This is a genomic window from Algoriphagus aquaeductus, assembly GCF_003253485.1.
GTDB lineage: Bacteria > Bacteroidota > Bacteroidia > Cytophagales > Cyclobacteriaceae > Algoriphagus > Algoriphagus aquaeductus.
Genome location: NZ_QKTX01000021.1, coordinates 46247 through 64913 on the forward strand (window position 1 = coordinate 46247; position 18667 = coordinate 64913).

The window sequence follows — 18667 nt, forward strand, 5'->3', positions numbered from 1 at the left end:
GTGTGAGAAGCATTTACTCATGGGCATTTCATCTGTTTATAATTTGATTTTCATTTGCCACCTAGCCTGTCCCGATCTTTCATCGGGAGAATGCCCTGGATAATCTTTTCCTTGGGTGAGGCATTTTCTCATGGGCATTTTATACACTGGAATTTTGCAGAAAGATACCAAATCAGGCCATTTTACCTGAGCCTGGTAACGGTAATTCTAAAGTATTCCTTAATCATGGAATAATCCTGATTTTTTTTGGCAAAAGTCCAAGTGGGGTGCAAAAGGACAACTGGTTTCAGGAAATCTTGTAAAATTTTTTTACCACTCAAATATTTTTTTAGATCATTTCTAAATAATAAAAAACTCTTGTTTAGATTTGTTCCAGATAAAAATAAGAGTCTATGTGGAAGCCCGTCCGTAAGTTTCTCAATGATATTCACCTCTATGCAGGATTGACCTGTGGACTGATTGTGATTGCCGTTTGTCTGAGTGGGACGATTTATGTGTACAATACCGAAATCAGGGAATTTTTTGATTCAGAGCGATATTTTGTGGAAAAACAAGGAACTCCACAATCACTGGATGAGCTGAAAATTTCGGTAGAAAGTCAAGTGGATGGACAGATTGTCGGGGTGAATGTATTTCAGCAGGAGGGAAGAACGGTGCAGTTTTCCGTGAAAAAAGAGGGTCAGGAAAGACCGGCTACTCTTTTTGTAGATCCTTATTCAGGTAATATTTTGGCTGATAATGTCGAAAAAACCAGCGCAGAGGAATTTATGGGTTACATGTTTTCCCTACATCGTTGGTTGCTTCTGGACAAGATCGAAAAGCCGATCCTGGAAAGCATGACCAATCAGGAATTGGGCCGCTTCATCAACGGGGTGGCTACCTTACTTTTTCTCTTGGGAGTCATCACCGGTATGGTAATCTGGGTCCCTCAGAAAGTCAAAAATTGGAAGCAGGGTTTGAAAGTGAAATGGTCTGGTAATTGGAAGCGAGTCAATCATGACCTACACAATACCTTGGCGTTTTACTCCTTGGGAGCACTCTTTATCATGGCGGTGACTGGTCCATTTTGGTCCTACCAGTGGTATAAGACGGGCTGGCAAAAGACCTGGGATACTTATCAAGCTCCAAAGGAAGAGAAGAAAGGTCCAAGTCCTGAACAGGCAAAAAAAGAAGAAATACCTTCGGAAGAGGCTGCTCAACCCACTTACGTTTTGTCCTTGGATGAGATTCTGCTTGCAGCAAACAAAAACCTCAATTATGCCGGAAATGTGCGGATTACCTTGCCTGAAAAGCCGGGAGGAGAGGTGTCGATCAGCAAGTCCCGAACCGGTTTCTTTGCCCGGGCTGGAGCGGATCAGCTGAAGTTAAATCCTGAAAATTTAGAAGTGAAAGAAGCCAATCTGTTTGGAGATTTGCCTGTTCGTCAGCAGATCGGAAGATCCGTGAAGGCGCTGCATACCGGGGAGATTTTCGGGCAGTTTACCAAGTTTTTGTGGTTTGTGGGTTGCTTGATCGCGACTTCTTTGCCGATTACCGGTACGCTGATTTGGTTGAACAAAAAGAAGAAAAAGAAAAAGCCAAGCAAAGCGAGAAAAGTTGCTTCTGTCGCAGAAGCTGAGATGGCTTAAAAGTAAGGTTCGATTTTTCGAAAAGGGCTTTCTGGTTGCAGGGAGCCTTTTTTTTGCCGCAAAGTTCTCAAAGGAGAAATATGAGGGCGCAAAGATTTTTTCCTTTTGCCACGAAGGCGCGAAGGGTTTTTAAGATATGGCCACAGATTCACAGAGTTTTTCCCTCTGTAGAACGTAGACAATTCGCTGTGTTAGTCTAAGTGAAATGCATCTTTTTAGTAGTCTGACTTTTCAATTACTTCCATACCTCCTAACTTCCCTACTCCCATGCTTCCTTGCCAACTGCCACTGAAAACTGAACACCTTTAGCGTCTTTCTGTCTTTGTGGCTAATCTTTTTTTAAACCCCTGCGATGAAAAAAATTATCTTGCACCATGCGAATCTTAGTAGTCGAAGACGAACCCGGAATTTCCAATTTCCTCAAGCAAGGATTGGAGGAGGAGGCTTTTGCCGTGGATGTGGCGGACAACGGAAAAGTCGGACTAGATCTTGCTCTTTCCGGGAATTACGATTTGCTACTCTTGGATTGGATGGTGCCTGGGATCAGCGGCATCGAGTTGACCCGTCAGTTTCGAAAGGACTTTCCCCAGACTCCGATCATTTTTCTCACCGCCAAAGACACGCTGGATGAGACCATTTTCGGTCTGCAGACCGGGGCAAATGATTACATCAAAAAGCCGTTTCACTTTGAGGAATTGCTGATGCGGATTCGGGTGCAGCTACGTGGAAAGACCTCCTCAGAGGAAAAACTGACCTTGGGACCTATTCAGATTTTCCCAGACAAGCACTTGGTCATGCGGGATGGAGAAGAAGTGCAGCTGACGCAAAAAGAGTTTGCTTTGCTGGAGTACTTGGTCAGGAACAAAAACAAGGTTTGTCGTCGCACCCGCATCATCGAAAGCGTGTGGGATATTCACTTTGATTACAACACCGGCGTGATCGATGTCTTTATCAATTCGCTGCGCAAAAAACTACATCTCAATCGGGATGAGGACTACATCCAAACCATCCGAGGGGTGGGTTACATGGCAAAGGAAGGATGAGGACGGCCTACAAAGAGCGGATCGCCAGAAGGCTGACATGGGTCACGGCGCTGATCATCCTGATCGTCTTTGTATTGATTTACCTCGTGGCGAGCTTCACTGTGGTACGCAACATCGACTACGAGCTCCAACTCGAAACAGATAAGCACAAGGATCAGATTTTCCTGGTCAATGGAGAAATCCGGTTTCTCCACATGGACGAATGGGAGGAAATGGAACACAGCCAAATCCAGCTCAATCCGATTTTTATTGAAATCGTAGATTTGGAGGGGAAATCCAAGGATCGATCGCCCAACCTGCGCGAAAATCACCTGAGCTTTTCCCCGGAAAAATCCCTGAAAAATGAAGCCTGGACGCAAAAGATCGGTGCGAGTGAAGTCCGGACCAGGCAAATTCCACTCTACAATGCAGGAAAGCACGAAGGGTATTTGTTATTAGCCAAGTCATTCGATGATACGCGCGAATTGCTGGATAATCTTCGGAATGTGTTGCTGGTTTTTTATCCGATGATCTTGATCTCACTCTACCTGACTATGCGCTATCTGGCCGGAAAAAGTATTGAGCCGATTCAGGAAATCATCGAAAAAACGAATCAGATCACCCAAAAAAACCTCAACGAGCGAGTACCCGAGCCCGAACTGGAGGATGAAATCGGACAACTCACCCGCTCAATCAATGACCTACTTGGGCGATTGGAGCAGGCGATGAAGCGGGAAAAACAGTTTACTTCGGATGCATCCCATGAACTTCGGACTCCGCTTTCGGTACTTCGAGGTACCTTGGAGGTATTGATTCGCAAGCCAAGAACCTCAGGAGAATACGAGCAAAAAATCCAGACGGCACTCGGTACCATCGATCGGATGAGTGCGATGATCGATCAGCTGTTGGCTTTGGCACGGGTGGAAAATGCCAAGAATCTGGTCAGAGAAGAGCTGGAGTTGATTACCTTTTTGGAGGAAAAAGCGGATCAGATTTCCTCTGAGCAAAAACGGAAAATCACTTTTCAATCTCAGGTCAGCTTGCCGATCTATATCACCACCAACGAGAAATCCTTGGAGATGATCTTGGACAATTTGCTGCACAATGCCATTAAATATTCTCCTGAGGATTCAGATATATTTCTTCGCGTGGGCAAATCCGGAGCTTTCCCCTATATCGAAGTTGCCGATTCGGGTTCCGGTATCGCAGAGGCGCATTTGGAGCAGATTTTTGATCCGTTTTTTAGGGAAAAAGAAGCTTTGGATCAGGGGATTCCCGGCACGGGATTGGGCTTGGCCATTGTGAAAAAATTAGCGCAAGAATCTCAAATCAAGCTGTCTGTGGTCAGTAAAAAAGACGTAGGAAGCACCTTTCGATTGGATTTTCCTTCCCAATCTTAAGCCAATCTTAAGAATCGCCTAAGGCAGTCCTAAGCTGGGTTTTGGACATTTGTCCCTCACCTAGACTAGGATTCATGCTGGATCGGATCATTCAGTGGAGCATTTCCCACAAACTCCTCATTTTCATTTTTATCACCGCATGGACGGGTTTTGGCATCTATGCCCTATCCCATCTGCCCATCGGTGCGGTGCCCGATGTGACCAACAATCAGGTGCAGGTCATCACCACTTCCCGCAACCTGGCAACAGAGGATGTGGAAAAATTCCTGACTTACCCCGTCGAATTGGAAATGGCTAACCTCCCGGGAGTAAAGGAAATCCGCTCCATCTCCAAGTTTGGCCTTTCGGTAGTGACGATTGTTTTCGAGGAAGATATGGGCACCTACTTGCCCCGTCAGCTGATTGCCGAGCGCTTGAAAATTGCCGAGGAAAAAATTCCTGAGGGTTTTGGACAGCCTTTTATGGGGCCGATTTCGACTGGCTTGGGAGAAATCTATCAATACATCATCGATGTCAAGCCGGGTTATGAAGACCGTTACAGTACCACTGATCTTCGTACAATTCAGGATTGGGTGGTACGGAGAAACCTCTCCGGCATCGAGGGGGTGATTGAGGTTAATACTTGGGGCGGTTTTCTTAAGGAATATGAAGTAGCCATCAATCCCGAGCGCCTCAAGGCCATGAATGTGAATTTGGCTCAAGTCTATGAAGTCTTGGCCAAAAACAACTCCATTGCCGGAGGAAGCTATATCGAAAAGACCAATGAGAGTTTTTTTATCCGGGGTGAAGGTCAGGTAAAAACCCTGGAGGATATCGAAAATATCGTTCTTGAAGTAAGAAACGGCAGTCCGATTTACATCCGGGATATTGCCAAAGTTCAGTTTGGCCATGCCAACCGATTTGGAGCGATTACAGCCAATGCCGAAGGGGAAAAAGTCCTCGGACAAGTCATGATGCTCAAAGGTGCAGATGGTAAAGGCACCATTGACCGAGTCAAAGAGCGAATTGCTGAAATGGAGAATACACTTCCGGAAGGCGTATTTATCAACGGATTTTTGGATCGCTCCGAATTGATCGCTCGAACCACCTTTACCATTACCGAAAACTTGGTGTTGGGCTGTCTGATCGTAGTGTTTGTGGTGGTCTTACTTTTGGGCAATTTCCGATCCGGCTTGGTGGTCGCTTCGGTGATTCCTTTGAGTTTGCTTTTTGCCCTTTCGATGATGTACATCTTCGGAGTTGATGCCAATCTGATGAGTTTGGGTGCGATTGACTTCGGAATTATTATAGATGGGGCAGTGATCATCGTAGAATACATCGCCTACCAGTTTACCAAATCCTCCTCGACTCTAGCTGGGCTTACCCGAAGCGAAAAGCAAGCCGAAAAGGACAAGATTTCCTTTACCGGAGCATCCAAAATGATGCATTCGGCCATTTTTGGGCAGATCATCATCATCATTGTATTCATTCCGATTCTGTCACTTTCAGGTGTAGAGGGGAAAATGTTCCGTCCTATGGCGGAAGTGTTCAGCTTTGCCTTGATCGGTGCGATGATTTTGGGCTTGACCTATGTACCGGTTGTTTCCTCTCTTTTTCTCAAATCCGAGGCTCCCGGACCACGGAATGTGTCGGTGCTTCTGATCAATTTTCTTAATAAAATCTATGAGCCTACGATCAATTGGGCATTGAAACATACCAAAGCAGTACTCACAGCAGCAAGTTTGATTTTGGTTGGGGCTTTCTGGCTCTTTTCTTCCATGGGTTCAGAATTTGTGCCGACGCTGGATGAAGGGGATTTTGTGATTCAGCCGGTTTTGAAAACCGGAACTACACTGACCAACACGGTGGAGACCATCACCGAGATTGAGCGGATTCTGATGAAGTTTCCCGAGGTAAAGCAAGTGGTGACCCGAATCGGCGCTGCCGAAATTCCCACCGATCCTATGTCCATGGAGGAAAGTGACGTGATCGTGACCTTGCATCCGCCGAGTGAATGGACGACGGTCGAGACCAAAGACGAATTGGCAGAAGAGTTCAAAAAGGCTTTGGAAGCCATTCCGGGCTTGGATTATGAATTTACCCAGCCGATTGAGATGCGTTTCAATGAACTCATCACGGGTGTGCGGGCAGACTTGGCGATCAAAGTCTTTGGGGAAGATCTCGAGGTACTGTTGAAAACTGCCCAAGAAATTGAGGCAGCGATCCAGGGAGTGGAAGGAGCTGCGGATATCATTTTGGAAAAAGTGGATGGGCTTCCTCAGATGAAGATTGAGTACGACCGGGCTAAAATCGCCAAGTTTGGACTGAATGTCGAAGACCTCAATCAAGTGGTGACCATGGGTTTTGCAGGGCTCAGTGCGGGGACAGTCTTTGAAGGAGAAAAGCAGTTTGATCTCGTGGTACGCTTTGATGCACCTTACAGAAAAGACATCGAAAACCTTGAAAATGCAGCCATTCAGCTTCCCTCAGGTGGAAGCGTTCCACTTTCTGAATTGGCCAAAATCACCTACACCAAGGGCCCTGCAAAAATTTCCCGGGACAATACCCAGCGCCGTGTCGTCGTCGGTGTCAATGTGCGAAACCGTGATTTACAATCCGTGGTGGACGATATTCAGGCCATAGTCAAAAATCAGATTTCCATTCCAGAAGGCTATCGGGTGGACTATGGAGGGCAATTTGAAAACCTGCAGCAAGCTCGAAATCGGCTTTTGATCGCCGTTCCGGTGGCCTTGGTGTTGATTTTCGTGCTCTTGTATTTTGCTTTTTCCTCAAGTAGGGATGCTTTTATGATTTACACGGCGATTCCGTTTTCGGCGATCGGAGGTATCCTGCTGCTTTGGTTGAGAGATATGCCGTTCAGTATTTCCGCTGGCGTGGGCTTTATCGCGCTTTTTGGGATCGCGGTGCTCAACGGGATCGTCATGATCGAACATTTCAAATCCATGAAAGATAAGTACACATCCATTAAGGACTTGGTCATCGTGGGGGCAAAGGAGCGGCTTCGTCCGGTATTGCTGACAGCTTCAGCTGCCGCTTTAGGCTTCTTGCCGATGGCAGTTTCGGGTTCGGCAGGGGCCGAAGTGCAGCGGCCTTTGGCTACAGTCGTCGTGGGTGGATTGATTTCAGCCACCCTGTTGACCTTGGTCGTTTTGCCGGTATTGTATGTCTTGTTTAATTCCGACAAAAAGGGAGGGTTTAAAGCTCCCAAAGTAGCGTCATTCCTGATTTTGTTTTTGCTCAGTCCCTTTGCGGTTTCTTTTGCACAGCAAAGGACCCCAATGACCTTGGAGGAAGCACTTCAGCTCGCCGAAAAGCAAAATCCGGGTATTCTAGCTTCGCAAAAACGCTTGGAATCAGCCACTGCCTTGACTCGTTCGGCTTGGGATGTACCCAAAACCACGGTTTTTCACCGTCAGGATCAAAATGATATCGCCGAAAACGGCGTATTCAATAGGGTTTGGGGTATCAATCAGAGCTTTGCTTTCCCGACCGTTTATGGGGCTCAAAAAAATGCTCTTCGCTCAGGGCAACAGCAGGAAGAAGCCCGCCTAGCAATGGATTTGCGGGCCTTGAAAAAGGAAGTGAGTACGGCTTTCGTGACAGCAGCCTATTGGTCCGAATTGGAGAAAAATTACAATTTCCTGGACAGTTTGTATGGTTCGTTTGCCAAAGCAGCAAACCGAAGACTGGAAACCGGAGAGTCGAATCTTCTGGAAAAACTCACTGCGGATAGCAAACTGCGGGAAATCAATATCCGAAAATCAGAAGCCCAACGTGGCAAATCCACAGCCTTGGAACAACTCAGAAGTCTGCTTCAGCTGGAGGGTGAGGTGGAAATTTCTACCGAAGAAATCAAGCTCGCGGTGAACACCGACCTGGAAACTCATCCCGGATTTTCCCTTTTTGAAGCTGCCAAAATGCAGGCCTTTTATCAGACCAAAGTCCAGCAAAATTCACTCTTGCCCAATTTCAATGTAGATCTTTTCCGGGGAAGCAACTTGGCGGCTGGTTCAAAAGTCTATCCCGGATTTGAAGTGGGCGTAGGGATTCCGCTCTTTTTCGGATCACAATCTGCCAAAATCAAAGCCGGAAAAATTACGCAGGAACAGATCGATCTGGAGTCGGAAAATTTTCGCTCCCGATTGGAAACCAACTATGCCGCTATCCAAAAGCGACTGGATCAAAACCAGCAGATCATCTACTATTATGAGACTGAAGGCAGAGTCCTTGCCGATCAACTTCGCAACCAAGCCAGCCGATCCTTTCAGGAGGGGGAGATCGATTTTCTCCAATATGTCCAACTCGTAGAAAACTCCCGGACCATCACGCTACAATACCTGCAGGCCCGGCTGGACTATCAACTCAATCAACTCGAACTACTTTACCTAGCTTTCTGATGAAGACTTCTCAGCCCTATACAATCATACTTCCAGGTGTCATCGCGCTAGTAGTTGCGATGTCTTGTTCCAAAAATGAGTCTTCTGAAAACGGCATTCAGGTGACAGAAGCTCCGGAAGATTCACGGGACATTGTCCTTACGGAGGAACAATTTCGCACCATGAAAATGGAATGGGGTCCACTGCATACGGGGGAATTTTCCGAAGAAATTTCCGTACAGGGTTCGATTCAGATTCCTGTCGAAGGCATGCGGGAGATTGCGGCCTATTACGGAGGCTATGTCCAGGATTTGAAATTGCTCGAAGGGCAGGCGGTCCGAAAAGGCGAGGTGCTTTTCACGTTGGAAAATCCTGATTTTATCCGATTGCAGCAGGATTACCTGGAGACCAAAAGCCAGCTAAACTACCTCAAAGCTGAATTTGAGCGTCAGCGAACCTTGGCGTCGGAGCAGATTTCAGCACAGAAAAATTTCCTGAAAGCAGAAGCCGATTACCAATCTGCCCTGGCCAAGTCCGAGAGTTTGAAAAAGCAGCTTTCATTGATTCAGATCAATGCGGATCAGCTTACGCCCGAGACGATTAGAACGAAAGTAGCAGTCTCCTCGCCGATCAGCGGGTTTGTGGAGGATGTCTTTGTGGTGCCGGGGCAGTTTCTGCCTGCCGCGGGCAAGGCCGTTTCGCTGTTAAGTCGAGAGCATATTCATGTGGAATTGGTGCTGTTTGAAAAAGATGCGAGTAGCGTTCACCCCGGACAAAAGGTGGAGTTTACCAGTCCTGACAGGCCGGGTGAAATCATGGAAGCCAAAATCTATGTCGTAGGACAGTCGATCAATGCCCAGCGCCAGATCAATGTGCATGCGCACCTGGTAGATGAAAAGCAGGAGTCCAAACTGACTCCGGGGATGTTTTTACAGGCGAGGATTCAGCTGGATCCGCAAGAGTCTTTGGCCGTGCCTGAGGAGTCGGTACTCGAGGTGGATCAGGATCGCTATATTTTGATCCAGAAAGCTAAGACTGAAAGCGGATTTGTGTTGGAAAAAGTAAAAGTCATTCCCGGTGCTAAAGGCAAGCATTATTTGGCGATCGAACCTGAAAAAGCGCTTGATTCTACTACTGTGGTGCTGGTCAAGGGAGGGTTTAATCTCTTGTAAAGGTTGGTTTGCCACAGAGGCTCGAAGAAGCTAGTGCTAATGAAATTAAAGAACGACAAAAGACACATAGAAAACATAGAAAAACCCAACATCAAGGCTATGTGCTTCAGTGTGACTAGTGTGGTTTAGAAAATCAAGAATAGACTATCTCCGGAAAAATAGACTTGTCCTGATTTGATAATGAATTTTTTCAACAAGATTCAGCTTTTTGGTTTTAGCTTTTTACTTTCGCAGTCAGCAGTCTTAAGATTCAGCTTTCTGCATTTAGCCTTCTGAATTTCTCCGAAAACATGCCTCATCCCCTCGATAATCCCATCTGGAATGCCCTAAATACGGGAAGCCAAATTCTTTCTTTTGGCACGGACCGAGTTCGACTGATCAATCAGGATATGGGATTTTTTGCCGGGATGCCTGCGTATGAGCCTGAAAATCTGGATGAGCTATACGACTTCCTCGAGCCAGGCCAACGGGTAATCCTTTTTCCTCCAGGGCATTTGGTTTTGGATGAAAAATGGGCTGTTCACAACGATCATGAACTGCTACAGATGGTCTGCGAGCGGGATTTTTCCCAGATCGAACCAAACTCTCAAATCCATCATCTAAATGAAAGTCACATCCCTGAGATGTTGGCCCTGACTCAACTCACCAAGCCGGGTCCGTTTTTGTCCAAGACGATTGATTTTGGAGATTATTTTGGCTTTTTCTCCAATGGGAAATTGGTGTCCATGGCGGGTTCCAGATTGAGCCCGAGCCCCTTCACCGAAGTGAGTGCAGTCTGTACCCATCCTGATTTTGCGGGGCAAGGGATTTCGAGGAAAGTCATGCCCTTTATCCTTCAGCGAATTCAGCAGCGAGGCAAAACTCCGTTTTTGCACCTTTATCCGGATAATACTCCTGCTTTAAGGCTGTATTCCAGCCTGGGGTTTGTGTCCAGGGCTATGCTCAGAGTGTATTTGCTGGAGAAAGTTGGGTGACCTTGCTTTATGTCAAACTTTTTTGCAGAGCTAAATGCAAAATCCAGTCTGATTTGATGAATGCTTTTGTTTACTATTTCTACACTTTTTGGATTGGTGGATTGGTTTAATAAAGACTGTTTATTCATGTGTTAAGATGAGTTAATGTTGTAAAAATGCCTTTCGGGTTTATTTGAGCTATTTTTTAGTGTTTTAACATTGAATTAATTCATTTTTTGGTAAAAGATGAGTAATCCCGAGGGAACAGTGGGTGTATAGCTTTGGTAAAATTTTTAACCAAAAAGTTTACCTATTTCAAACTTCTACCTTAACATGATTGCTCAAAAAAGCATTTGGCAGGGGATACTGACAGCATGTATGCTGCTTGTCCTCAATTTTTCCTTCGCCCAGCAAGCTCGGGTCACAGGAAAAGTAAGTGATGTGAAAAACGAACCTATGCCCGGCGCGACTGTGCTGGTCAAAGGTACCAGCCGTGGCACGGTGACTGACGTGGATGGAACCTATGCCATTCCCGCCAGCATTGGCGAGACTTTGGTATTTTCCTTCGTAGGATTTGAGACCAAAGAGATTGCAGTTGGTGCTTCTTCCATCATCAATATCACCTTATCTGAAGGCGTAGCTCTCAATGAAGTAGTGGTCACTGCCTTGGGTGTGGAGAGAGAAACCAAAGCATTGGGCTACTCAGTACAAGCAGTGGACGGAAGTCAATTCACTGAAGCCAGAGAGACCAACGTCATCAACTCCCTCAGCGGCCGAGTGGCGGGTGTCCAGATTACCAACTCTTCCTCCGGTATCGGCGGGTCCACCCGAGTGACTATCCGAGGAGAATCTTCCCTGAATATCAACGCCAATCAGCCGCTTTTTGTAGTGGATGGGGTGCCTATTTCCAACAACATCGTGGGTAGCTCAGGCCGTGGTAATCAGGAGACTGACTACGGAAACGCTGCCGGTGAAATCAACCCGGATGATGTAGCTTCTATGACTGTATTAAAAGGTCCGGCGGCGGCTGCTTTGTATGGTTCAAGAGCGGCCAACGGTGCAATTTTGATCACAACCAAGTCCGGCAAGGGCAAAAAAGGATTGGGTGTGACGATCAATTCAAATACGACTTTTGACCGTATTTTAAGGTTGCCTCAGTGGCAGGATAAATATGGACAAGGTAACAATGGACAGTTTGCCTTTGTCAACGGCGCCGGTTCGGGCGTAGCAGATGGTGTGGACGAAAGCTGGGGTCCTGAATTGGACAAAGGAACCTTAATCCCACAGTTTGATTCTCCCAGATCTGTTCCTGGTTTCAGAGGCGGTGATTTGAATGCTCCTGCCGGAAGCACCATTACTCCTACACCTTGGGTATCTCAGCCTAATAACATCTCTGACTTCTTCCAGACAGGTGTGACTTTGTCTAACAACTTTGCTTTGGAAGGCGCAAACGAAAAGTCAAACATCCGACTTTCTTGGACCAACTTGGATCAAAAAGGCACCATTCCAAACACCGACCTGAAGCGAAATACCATCGCTATGAACGGTGGAATTAATGTAACCGATAAGCTTACAGTCAACTCCGCTATCAACTACCAGCGCACCGAAAGTGGCAACAGACCGAGCATTTCTTACGGTACAGAAAGCTTGATGTACCTCTGGATTTGGTACGGGAGACAGGTAAATACTCGCAATCTGAGAAATTACTGGATGCCGGGACTGGAAGGAATCCAGCAGTTTAACTACAACTACAACTACCACGACAACCCGTATTTCAACGTGTATGAAAATACCAACGGGCAGGCTAAAGACCGAATCTTCGGCAATGTCATGGCGACGTACAAGTTCACACCAAAGTTGACTTTGATGATGCGTACCGGTCTGGATACCTATAACGAACTCCGAGACCGTAAGCGCGCATTCAGCACTCAAAGATTCCCGAAAGGAAGCTACAGAGAGGACGATCTTTTCTTCTCCGAGCAAAACTCTGACTTCCTCTTGACTTACTCTGAGACGACCAAGCCTACCTGGTCTTACAGTGTAGCTGTGGGGGGAAATGCCATGCGTCAGGACAATCGATACGTAGAAACAGTGGCCCCTCAGTTGCTGATTCCAGGTATTTACAATTTCACCAATACGGCGGTCAACCTTCAGGTAAACCAATTTACCTCCGAAAAGCGAATCAACTCCCTGTATGGTTTTGGTCAAATCGGATACAAAAACGTCCTTTTCCTAGATGTAACCGGCCGAAACGACTGGTCTAGTACGCTTCCGGTAAGTAACAACAGCTACTTCTACCCATCGGCTACCCTAAGCGCTGTGGTATCGGATATGATCACGATGCCTAAAGCCATTTCTTTCTTGAAACTGAGAGGTGCATACGCTGAAGTAGGTAACGATACTGATCCTTATGCGCTTTCCAATGTTTACAATACCGCAGTGGCTTGGGGAACTATTCAGGCAAAATCTGAGTCCAACAGACTCTCTAATGCGAATTTGAAGCCTGAGCGAACTGCTTCTTTCGAGACTGGACTCGATGTAAGATTTATGGAAGGAAGAATCGGGTTGGACTTCACCTACTTTGATAACCGCACCCGAAATCAGATCATTCCGATCGAATTGGACATCGCCACAGGTTATGCATCCCGAATCATCAATGCCGGACAAATCCAAAACAAAGGGATCGAAGTAGTCCTAAGTGGAAATCCGGTAAGGACATCCAATGGCTTCAATTGGAACTTTATGGCCAACTTCACCCGTACCCGTGGCTACGTACTTGAGTTGACAGAGGGTTTGACTACTTACACCCTGACAGGTAGAAACGGTGCGAATATCCAAGCCAGAATCGGCGAGCGAATGGGTAATATCTACGGTGCCGGATTTGCACGGGTAGACGATCCTGCCTCTCCTTATTTCGGTCAGATCATCCACAATACCTCAGGTACGCCGATCACCTCCCCTACGCTGGTAAATCAAGGAAACTACAATCCGGATTGGATGGTAGGTCTTCAAAACAACTTCAGTTACAAAGGAATCTCCCTAGGCTTTTTGTTTGACTACCGTCATGGCGGCATTGTGGTTTCTCGTACCAAGACCATCGGTTCTACCTCAGGTCAGTTGGCAGAGACACTCTTGGGTCGGGAAAATGGGTACGATTTGACTCAGCCTGGAAATGGTATCATCTCCGAAGGGGTGATCCGTAATGCGGACGGTTCTTTCACTCCAAATACGATCAAGATCACTTCCAGAAACTGGCACAACCGCTACTACGAGCGAAACAACGTGGAAGCAGCAAAGTATGATGCGACATTCTTGAAGCTCAGAGAAGTGACGATCGGATATACCATTCCGAGAAGTGTCCTAGGCAAAATGCCTATCCAAGATGTCAAAATCTCTTTGGTGGCCAGAAACCTAGCGCTTTGGACAGAGAATCCTCACTTCGATCCTGAGACCATGGCTATGGGCGGAGGAACTTTGATCCCTGGGGTGGAAGATATGGCTTTCCCGTCTACCCGAAATATCGGATTTAACCTGAATGTCAAATTCTAATCTGCGATCAATCGCTCATCAATTAACAGACAGAACTTATGAACTTGAATAAAAGATACTTTTCCGGATTAGCGCTTGCACTCTTACTGAGTGTGAGTAGCTGCGACCAGGATTTTGAAAAAATCAACGTCAATCCAAACAGTCCTGAGAAGGTTTCTTCGGCACTGCTTCTTCCAAACATTTTGCGAAGCACCACCAATGAAATCGCAGGCAACTCCTGGGGATATGGCAATATCGTGATGCAGTACACGGCCAAAATCCAGTTTACCAACGAAGACCGATACAATTGGGGGCCTCAAGGAAGCCCATATGGTTCCTTCTACAATGCACTCCGAGATATCAATAACATTATCGAAATCTCCGGGGAAGCCAAGCAACAAAACTACGTGGGCATCGCCAAAGTGATGAGAGCTCATTTGTTTGCCTACATGTCTGACGCATACGGTGAAATCCCTTACACAGAAGCCCTTCAGGCAAAAGCAGGAGTCAACTATCCTAAGTTTGATTCTCAGGAAGTGATCTATGCAGGAGTGTTGAAAGAATTGGAAGAAGCCAATGCGCTTTTGGGTACTACGACCGAACGAGTGGACGGCGACATCCTGTTCAATGGAAATGTGACCCGTTGGAAAAAGTTTGCCAATTCACTGCGTCTCCGTATTCTGATGCGTCTTTCCGACCGTGTGAATCCATCCCAAGCGATGCAGGCAATCGTAAGCAATCCTGCCCAGTCTCCGATTTTCGCTTCTACCAGCGAAGAGGCTGTCCTTCAGTACCTTCAAGATGTACCTAATCAGCATCCCTTGTACACTACCCGTTCAGGTTCATTTGATGAAGTACGTCTCAGCGAGAAAATGGAAAATACACTCAAGGATTTAAATGATCCTAGATTGTTTGCCTATGCACAGCCTACCACCAACTCTGCCGCAGGTGTAGTCGGGCCTGTGACAGCTTATGAAGGGGTGCCAAACGGATTGGGTGATGAGGAAGCGTTGAAGTATGCTCCATCAGGTGATCCTGCAAAGGGTGGTTCGAACTACCTGTCCAGAGTGGGTCTACTGTGGGCATGTCAGGCGTGTACTTCTCAAGCTAACCCTATCGGATACCAAGCAATCTTGATGAGCTATGCAGAGGTACAATTTATCCTTGCTGAGGCTAGAGAGCGTGGATTTATTACAGTTGGGTCAGCTGAAGAGTATTACAAAAATGGAGTGAAAGCATCCGTGGATTACTACCGTGCCCGCTACACCGTGATCAATCAGCCAACAATTGCCAGCCGATTGGTAGTGGATGATGCCTACTTTGCACAGCCTAAAGTGGCTTACACTGGTACGACTCAGGAAAAATTGGCCAAGATTGGCACCCAGAAATGGTTGGCACTCTTTTTCAGTGGAATGGAAGCATGGCATGACTGGAAGAGAACTGGATATCCCGATATCAAGCCAGGTCCAGCTGCCTTTATATCGACCGTTCCGGTGAGATTTATGTATCCAGTTAGTGTGCAGTCACTCAACGGTGATAACTACAAAGCAGCGATTGCACGTCAGGGTGCCGATGCGATCACCACCCGCGTATGGTGGGATGTGAAATAATCAAGAATCTTTTACATAAACTCCAAGATCTGCCGACCAATTTGGTTGGCAGATTCTTTTCAACCCTAAAAACAATGAAGAAATTATCCCTTTTGCTTCTCTTGGTAGGAGCACTTAGCCTGGGGGCTTTTGCCCAAACAAAAACCACCAAAACTGAGAATATTGTGCTGATAACCTTTGATGGACTGCGTTGGCAGGAGCTTTTCAAAGGAGCTGACTCCCTGATGGTGGACGACACAGGATTGATCGATCGCGCGGGTTCACTTTTGGCAGACTACTGGCATCCTGATCCGATCAAGCGTAGAGAAATGCTGTTTCCCTTTTTCTGGAATACCATCGCCAAGCAAGGTCAACTCTATGGCAACCGCGCCTATAGCAACAAGGTGGACAACAGTAACAACATGTGGTTTTCCTACCCTGGCTATAATGAAGTCCTGAGTGGTTTTGCAGACGATGCCCGCATCAACTCCAACTCCAAGATCAACAATCCCAATGTGACTTTTCTCGAATACCTCAATCAAACTCCTGCTTACAAGGGAAAAGTGATGGCTTTCGGCAGTTGGGATGTATTTCCCTACATTATCAATAAAGAGCGAAGCGGCATTCCGGTCAACGCAGGATTTGACCTGGCCACAGGCGACAATCTTACCGATGTAGAAAAAACCATCAATCGTCTTCAGCAGGAGATCCGAGGTCCTTGGGGCGGGGTGAGATTGGATCCATTCACGCATCATTACGCACTCGAAGCCATCAAAAAGCACAAGCCCAAAGTACTCTACATAGCCTATGGAGAAACGGATGATTGGGCGCATGGAGGCAAGTACGATCAGTACATCTGGTCAGCCAAGCAGACAGATCAATACATCAAAGAAATCTGGGAAACCCTCCAGGCTGACCCACAATACAAAGACAAAACAACCTTAATCATCAGCGTGGATCATGGCCGCGGCATTACCAAAAACAGCTGGAAAAGCCATGGAGCCGACGTGCCTCAGGCCGGACAAATCTGGCTGATGGCGATGGGTCCTGACACTCCTGCTACTGGCGAAATGAAAATCGAAGGTCAGTGGTCGTCTGCGATGGTGGCTAGAACGGTCTTCCAACTTTTGGGCATGCCTTACCCAGACGCTAAGGCTGCACCTGCGGTGAAAGAAATGATCAAATGAAGAAATTGATTGTCGGAATTATCACCGGGCTAGCCTGTCTGTCCTGTGTAAAAATCTCCACTGAAAATGCCTCTCCGACCTATCGGGAGGCATTTTTTGCTGAGGAGGAGTTGATCGGTGACTTTTTGATAGAAGCTTGGCCTGAGAATATGCTCGAGCTGGATTCGGGCTGGACCTTTATGGGGAAAGACTCCCTTCCTGGAATCGAACGGGTACTTCCTGAGTTTGGGAAAGGAGAAAATCTGAATCTACCGCATCGCATTTCATTTCCCAACCATTCCCTTTGGTATCAAAAGGAAGTGAATCTGGAGAAGGGTATCCTATTTATTGATGGAGATGACGGTGTACAGCTTTGGGCAAATGAAGTTCGGATTCCTCGGGCCAAGGATGGGGAATTTTTTCCAATTGCTTCCGAAGGAGAATTCCGCCTGACCATTCGGGTGGTCAACAATGCCATGGCGGGTGGTCTGCGAAAAGTCAGATGGATTTCAGAGGAAAGATTTGCAGACTGGCAAAACCAAAAAAAGTACGCTCGGGATTCGATCTTGGCTGTACGCAAAGTCCAGCTACTTAATGATTCTGTACAAAAGTCAAACTTGGAGAGACTGACTTGGGTGGAAAAGAAACAAGAATTGGAAGATTTCCCGGTCTTGATGACAGATCCTGTGCTGATGCTTGGTGCCGATCAGACTTGGTTTGTCCGGTGGGTAAGCGAAAAAGGCGGTGAGGCAAGTATTCGGCTTTCAACTGGTGAAAAGCTTGAATTGAATGCAGTAGATGGCATTTTCACATTGCCTTTCCTTGAAGATTCGATCCGTTTTGAGCTTTTTCAAGACAAGGTATTTCAGGGAAGTTATGAGTTTGTCAGGCCTGAGTTTGGGGATCAAGTCAAGCTTGCCCTGTGGGGAGATGCTCAGGGAGGCTGGGCCACTTTTCATCAGATCGCCCATTTGATCAGGGAAAAGCAGGTCGACCTCAGCATCGGTGCAGGTGACTTGGTCAATAACGGTTCGGAGGAATATGCCTATCCCCGCTTTCTCCAGAAGCTCAGCCTGATGAATACTGCTCAACTGCCTGTGCCGGGCAATCACGATTACGATGGATTTTACGAAGATCTTGATCCGGTTTTGCTTCGATCCTACGTATTCAGAGCCAAAGAACCGCGCTATGGATTCCAGCAAGTGGGCCCGCTCGCAATCCTGACGCTAGATCCCAATGAAAATTTCCCGGTCAGTATTCCCGAAAATTCTGCTCAAAGAAAAATGGTTGAACAAGTCCTGAACTCAGATTCGTGGAATCAATCCCCTTGGAAAATGATCGTGCTTCATCAGCCTCCTTATTCACAGGGTTGGCCCGGCTACCATGGGGAAAAGAGCATTCGTGACCTGCTGGAGCCCTATTTTCACCAAGGCAAAATCGACTTGGTCGTGGCAGGACACACCCATGATTACGAACGGCTGACCATGGAATTCTCAGGTAATACTGTCCAATTTTTGATCGTAGGCGGGGCTGGCGGTGGATTGGAGCCGGAAGGGCAAGATTCGGATTTTCCAAAAATGGATCGAATCATCAAAAAAAATCACGTGGCAATTGCTGAAGTAAACAAAGCGGAATTCAAACTTCAGGTTTTTGGGATCACAGGAGAGGTATTGGATGAAGTAACTTTCCGAAAAAAGCCTTGATTGGGAATCAGACCAGACATGTTTTGAACACCTGTCAGGTGGGGTGTAAAATATTTGATTTGAAATTAAATATTTTACACCCCATTTTAGTATATTCCATAGTCTAAATTTATTGACCTATGGAAGATGA

At 46.7% G+C, this 18667-nt stretch carries 10 protein-coding genes; all 10 read left to right on the top strand.

Annotated elements, in window-relative coordinates:
• The first annotated feature begins 392 nt into the window (after positions 1–392).
• Positions 393–1628, top strand: coding sequence for a PepSY-associated TM helix domain-containing protein (locus CLV31_RS19920; protein ID WP_111394846.1), 1236 nt, complete (start codon positions 393–395; stop codon positions 1626–1628).
• A 374-nt stretch (positions 1629–2002) separates the two neighbouring features.
• Positions 2003–2671 carry a response regulator transcription factor gene (locus CLV31_RS19925; RefSeq protein ID WP_111394847.1) on the top strand — a complete coding sequence of 223 codons (669 nt, stop codon included), beginning with the start codon at positions 2003–2005 and terminating at the stop codon, positions 2669–2671.
• On the top strand, positions 2668–4050 hold the full coding sequence (locus tag CLV31_RS19930; RefSeq protein ID WP_111394848.1) for a sensor histidine kinase: 1383 nt from the start codon (positions 2668–2670) through the stop codon (positions 4048–4050). Before CLV31_RS19925 ends, CLV31_RS19930 begins: the two co-directional genes overlap by 4 nt.
• Positions 4051–4124: 74 nt before the next feature.
• Positions 4125–8447 (top strand): CusA/CzcA family heavy metal efflux RND transporter, encoded by a 4323-nt coding sequence (locus tag CLV31_RS19935; RefSeq protein ID WP_111394849.1) that lies wholly within the window; start codon positions 4125–4127, stop codon positions 8445–8447.
• Entirely contained in the window at positions 8447–9598 is a 1152-nt protein-coding gene (locus CLV31_RS19940) for an efflux RND transporter periplasmic adaptor subunit (protein ID WP_111394850.1), read from the top strand. The genes CLV31_RS19935 and CLV31_RS19940 overlap by 1 nt, the downstream gene beginning before the upstream one ends.
• Positions 9599–9888: 290 nt before the next feature.
• A complete protein-coding gene (locus CLV31_RS19945; protein ID WP_111394851.1) occupies positions 9889–10572 on the top strand; it encodes a GNAT family N-acetyltransferase in 684 nt (227 codons plus the stop codon).
• A gap of 312 nt (positions 10573–10884) precedes the next feature.
• Positions 10885–14100, top strand: coding sequence for a SusC/RagA family TonB-linked outer membrane protein (locus CLV31_RS19950; protein ID WP_111394852.1), 3216 nt, complete (start codon positions 10885–10887; stop codon positions 14098–14100).
• A gap of 38 nt (positions 14101–14138) precedes the next feature.
• The gene (locus CLV31_RS19955; RefSeq protein ID WP_111394853.1) at positions 14139–15689 is read left to right on the top strand and encodes a SusD/RagB family nutrient-binding outer membrane lipoprotein; all 1551 of its coding nucleotides are present in this window, start codon (positions 14139–14141) and stop codon (positions 15687–15689) included.
• 74 nt (positions 15690–15763) lie between these two features.
• Positions 15764–16855 carry an alkaline phosphatase family protein gene (locus tag CLV31_RS19960; protein ID WP_111394854.1) on the top strand — a complete coding sequence of 364 codons (1092 nt, stop codon included), beginning with the start codon at positions 15764–15766 and terminating at the stop codon, positions 16853–16855.
• Positions 16852–18537 carry a metallophosphoesterase family protein gene (locus tag CLV31_RS19965; RefSeq protein WP_111394855.1) on the top strand — a complete coding sequence of 562 codons (1686 nt, stop codon included), beginning with the start codon at positions 16852–16854 and terminating at the stop codon, positions 18535–18537. The genes CLV31_RS19960 and CLV31_RS19965 overlap by 4 nt, the downstream gene beginning before the upstream one ends.
• Positions 18538–18667: the final 130 nt, after the last annotated feature.